Annotated in this window: 3 protein-coding genes and 2 pseudogenes; all 5 read left to right on the plus strand. The window is 37.4% G+C overall.

Going from position 1 to position 4,812, the window contains the following annotated elements:
- The coding region (locus tag I6E11_RS14055) for a glycosyltransferase family 4 protein (protein WP_235338760.1) at nucleotides 1–583 on the plus strand (583 nt) is incomplete at its 5' end.
- Nucleotides 584–681: 98 nt separating this feature from the next.
- Nucleotides 682–1,049 (plus strand): annotated as a pseudogene (locus I6E11_RS14060) (hypothetical protein).
- A gap of 1 nt (nucleotide 1,050) precedes the next feature.
- Nucleotides 1,051–1,392 carry an IS66 family insertion sequence element accessory protein TnpB gene (gene tnpB / locus I6E11_RS14065; protein ID WP_235338762.1) on the plus strand — a complete coding sequence of 114 codons (342 nt, stop codon included), beginning with the start codon at nucleotides 1,051–1,053 and terminating at the stop codon, nucleotides 1,390–1,392.
- A 91-nt stretch (nucleotides 1,393–1,483) separates the two neighbouring features.
- Nucleotides 1,484–3,266, plus strand: a pseudogene (gene tnpC / locus I6E11_RS14075) (IS66 family transposase).
- 148 nt (nucleotides 3,267–3,414) lie between these two features.
- Nucleotides 3,415–4,119 (plus strand): acylneuraminate cytidylyltransferase family protein, encoded by a 705-nt coding sequence (locus tag I6E11_RS14080; RefSeq protein WP_235338765.1) that lies wholly within the window; start codon nucleotides 3,415–3,417, stop codon nucleotides 4,117–4,119.
- Nucleotides 4,120–4,812 lie beyond the last annotated feature (693 nt).

Raw genomic sequence — 4,812 nt, forward strand, 5'->3', positions numbered from 1 at the left:
AAGCATATGTTTAGTTACTCCTATAGTTGAAATAAATTTTTTACCAAATGATTGGTCTCCTAATATAACAAATAAGTTAATTGTTTGTGGAAGTTTTATTTGGACTCCAAAGAGATTAAATCTTCAAAGATTATTGTCTTCCAAATCTCTTAGTGAATTAGAGGAAAAAGGTATGGAGTTAATGATTATAGGACGTGCTAAGAATAAGGAAATTGTAAAAGGAAATAAGATTAAAGGAGTTTTTGTTTCTGGTGAGGTTAAAAGTGTTGAACCTTTTTATAAAGAAGCAGCTTTAGCAATTGTACCAGAATTAGCTGGAGGAGGATTTAAACTAAAAATAGCTGAGGCAGTTCAACATAACTTACCTATAGTAGCAATAAAAGGTGCTGTAACAGATTTAGAAATGAAGGATGGTATTCATTATATTGAGGTCGATTCTTATGAAGATTTAATTACTGAAGCTATTGATTTGTTGAACGACAAAGAAAAGGTTAAAAAATTAGTTAATAATGCAAACTTGCTTTTTAAGAGTAAGTATAGTTTAAAGGAAAACAGTAATAGAATTCAAAAGATAATAAAATAAGTAACGTACTGTAAGTTTCGTAAGCATTCTATTTTCCACCTTGACGCACATTATTCACAAACCTACCTTTGCGCCATAACCAAATAACAACAATGATTATGGCGAAAGAAAAAGTAAACTATCAGGAGGTATATGACCTCTACCAGTTATGCAGCGAGACCAAGGATCTTCGCGAGTTCTGTGCGGATTATGGAGTAAACTACGACAAGTTCATGAACTGGCAACGTCATCAGCTTTGGAGCGAGAAGTTAGGCAAGACAGTTCAGGTTGATCAGCCCAAGGTTGCTAAAGTCCAGATAACTGGCAAGCCTTGCAACAGTCCGACTGTAAAAATGGAGGTGAAACAGCCTGAAGGCGAACCACCAATAAAATGGGTTAAGTTACAACTGGCGTCTGGAGGACACTGTTTCTGAGAAACACCAGCGTTCTTGATCTGAGTCTGTTGCTTAATAAAATGATAGGATGATATGCTTGGACTGAGTGCTAACCTGAACTATTACCTGTTCAACGGTAATGTGGATTTACGGAAAGGCATCTTCCGTTTGTGTGAAAGTATAAGGCAAGAGATGTCACTTGACCCTAGTGATGCGTCCAATGTATATATGTTCATGTCCCGTAACCGGAAGGTCGTCAAGATACTTCATTACGAACGCGGTTTTTATGTGCTTTACGAGAAACGTCCTGTCATGGGAAAGTTCAAGAGACCTGTGTTTGACGAGGTGTCAAAATGCTACCGGATACAGTGGTCTGACATGGCTTACCTGACGGAAAATATCGTAGTCGACAGAATGTATGTAACTCCTAAATAATGAATAATAAGGCGTTGATTTACAATGGAATAATACAAAAATAATCGATAAAAAGTTTGCGTAACTGCCTGATTTTTCGTACCTTTATATCATGATTGATGAAAGAGCATACGAGTTACTTTGCTGCCAGCTGGGTCTGGCGAATGAGGAAAAAGCAGGGCTTCGCAAACAGAATAAAGAACTGATTGCGAGGCTTGAGTCTATTGAAAAATCCAACAAGGAGAACTCAAAAACTCTGATTGATACAATCAATGACCTCAAAGAATCCCTCGAAAAGCAATCAACCACGGTTGAACATTACAGGAAAGAAATGGAACTTATGAGGAAGCAGCTTGAAGCAAAAGACGAGGTGAACATGATGCTTGCAAACGAGATATCCAATCTCAGACTTCAGCTTGAAGACAGCAGGAAACACCGTTTCGGCCGTACATCTGAGCAAAGAAGGCTGCTGAACAACCGTAACATTGACAAGTCTGCAATGGAAAAGTCCGAATATGACGGTTCTGACAAGATAAGGTGATGTTGATAATAAGGCCAATGGTAACGAAGCTGGTGGCAATACCTCTTCCGATAACGCAACAGCACAGAACAGCAAGCCTTCAAGAAGAAAGGAAACCGCACCACGTGCGGAAAAGACCAGGCTGAAGGTGGACAAGGTAGTGGTACATGAAATAGAAGACTATTACCAACTCCCGGATGGTGCAAGGCTTATGAACCGCAACGGAATGGCTGATGTGTGGGAATACAGGTTTATAGAACATGTGCGTGCCCATAACGTGGAACATGTGTACAAGGTGGCAAGGGTAAAGCTTGCAGACGGCACTTTCACTAACACGATGGAGCATCCCTTGAAAAACCTTGGAGGAATCTTCTCTCCTGAACTGCTTGCCCGTCTGCTTTGTCTGAAATATGACTTCAGCATGCCTGAGAACAGACAGATGAGACTGCTTGCAAGAGAAGGCATCCACATAAGCAACACCACGCTGAACAGCTATATCCACAACGGAATCTCCAGGCTTAGGGAGTTTATGGAAGATGTCTTCAAGAAGTTTGTACAACAGGCAAAATACCTTATGGTTGATGAGACTACCGAACTCGTTGGAGTTGAAACACCGGAAGGTAAGGCTTACAGGAGAAAGTACTTATGGGCTTTCTTTGCAAAGCATGTCAAGTTGGTTTATTATCATTACAATAACGGCAGCAGAGCATCTGATGTGGCAAAGACCTTCCTTGATCATTTTATGGGATCTATATCTACAGACGGATATACGGTTTACAGAATGTATGACGGAGAAGGCTCAAAGGTGCTTCATATAGGATGCTGGACGCACTGCAGGAGGTTGTGGGTTGATGCTTTGCCATCAGACAGGACGGCGATGGACATAATAGATTCTATCGGTGATTTATTCAGGAATGAAGACCTGTTCCGCACAATGAAACTCAGCAGTGAGAAGATAAAGGAAAAAAGACTTAAACTTACGGGACCTGTTCTTGAACGTATACATCATAAGGTGGTCATGATGATGCAGGATGCGAGGATCATGGCTAACGAACTGATAAGAAAGGCTGCGAACTACACGATAAACCAGTGGAAATCCTTGAGAAATATCCTCAAGGACGGTTCAGCGGAAATATCCAACAATCTCTGTGAGCAAAGAATGAAACCTGTAAAGCTGCTGCTCAAGAACTGTATGAATATAGGAAGTGAGGCAGCCGCAGAAAACTCGGCATTCATCTTCTCCCTGATAGAAAGCTGTAAGTTGAACGATATAGATCCTCAGGATTACCTGAAGCACTTGTTTGAATGTATTCTTCATGGTAAGGACTGCGACAAGAAGGCTCTTCTGCCATGTTTTTATAAATCGGAATGTTAAAACTAAACTATTTTCTTACGGACATTTTTATTTTATCGGCTGAAAAACAGCCGATAAAATTGTCGTAGCGGAAAATAGAATGGTTACATTTATTTTAATGCAAAAAATAAATTCAAAAGAAATTATTTTATAATAAACTTTAATAGATATGAAAATTACCGCAGTAGTCCCGATACGTTCGGGCAGTCAAAGAGTAAAAGACAAAAACCTTCGTAATTTTGGTAACACCACTTTGATGGAACTAAAAATAAAGAATCTCATGCATGTCCCTGAAATTGAACAAATCATCGTAAACACAAATTCGGAGCCAGCCATCGAGATTGTAAAATCTTTAATGAATAAAGTTGAAAATAAATACCGTCTTACTTATCATAGGCGTGAGGAATATTATGCATCGTCTCAGTGCAGTGGGAGCGAATTCTTTCAGCATTTAGGAGAAGTAACTGATACTGATATTTTTGTATATGCACCTTGCACCTCACCTTTTATCAAGCCAGAAACTATCTCGCAATGTATTAATCTGTTCCTTGCTGAACAAGGCTCGGAATGCGATAGTGTATCAACAGTTAGTTGTATTAAAGAGTTCATGTGGCTTGATGGCAAAGCTATAAACTACGACCCAAAGCATGCACCAAATTCACAGAATCTTCCAAATGTGTTAGCATTGAATTTCGGCTGTTCAGTAACTAGCAAAGCGGATCTTATTCAAAATAGCAATATTATAGGGAAAAAACCAAAATTTGTTATTGATTCTGATATTGAAGCTATTGATATCGACACTCCTTTAGACTTTTATATAGCAGAACAATTGTATATAAAGACACAACTAGAAGGCAAAGGTTTGCTCGACTAAATAATCTTTTTTTGTTAAAAGTCTAAATAGCTGATTTTAATAAGCTTTTATAATAATGTTTATGAAAACCTCAAGTAAAGCAACCAAAAATAGAGATAATAAAAACAATTTTCGTGCACTGACTGGATTGTTTTTAAACCCGAAGGAAAAACTGAATTTCCTAAACAAGACATATGGTAACTAAAAGGAACTTTTATCAACTCATTGGTGTACCAGAGGTAAATCAGGGATGTATGCATTCAAGAATATTTCTTGAACTGATTTATAATATACGGCAAGGAAGGGGCGTATCACATGAAAACTCAGATAAATTCCCAAGAAAAGTTAAGGAAACGATGGGGTATTACTGCTGACAAATCCTGATGTTGTAGTTACTTATATGTGACTTATAAATAAATAATCCTCAAATAAGAGTCAATCTATTATAATTCCTATTGCATATTTGAACTCCTTTCATATTTATATTAGAGAAGTTCAGAATTAATATATTGTATATTAACATTATTTGTGTTTTTATATAAGCTATTAATATGGATTCATAAAGGATTTCTATTAATTTATTATGCATAAGTAAGTGATCTAAAATATTTTTATATTCAGCATAAATTATTAATATTGTCTCATGATATTTTAGAAATTGAATCATGAAACATATAAAAGTGCTTGAATTGAGTGAGGCTGATCGCCTCAAAC

The organism is Bacteroides caecigallinarum (genome assembly GCF_021531075.1).
GTDB classification, from domain to species: Bacteria; Bacteroidota; Bacteroidia; order Bacteroidales; family Bacteroidaceae; genus Phocaeicola; species Phocaeicola caecigallinarum_B.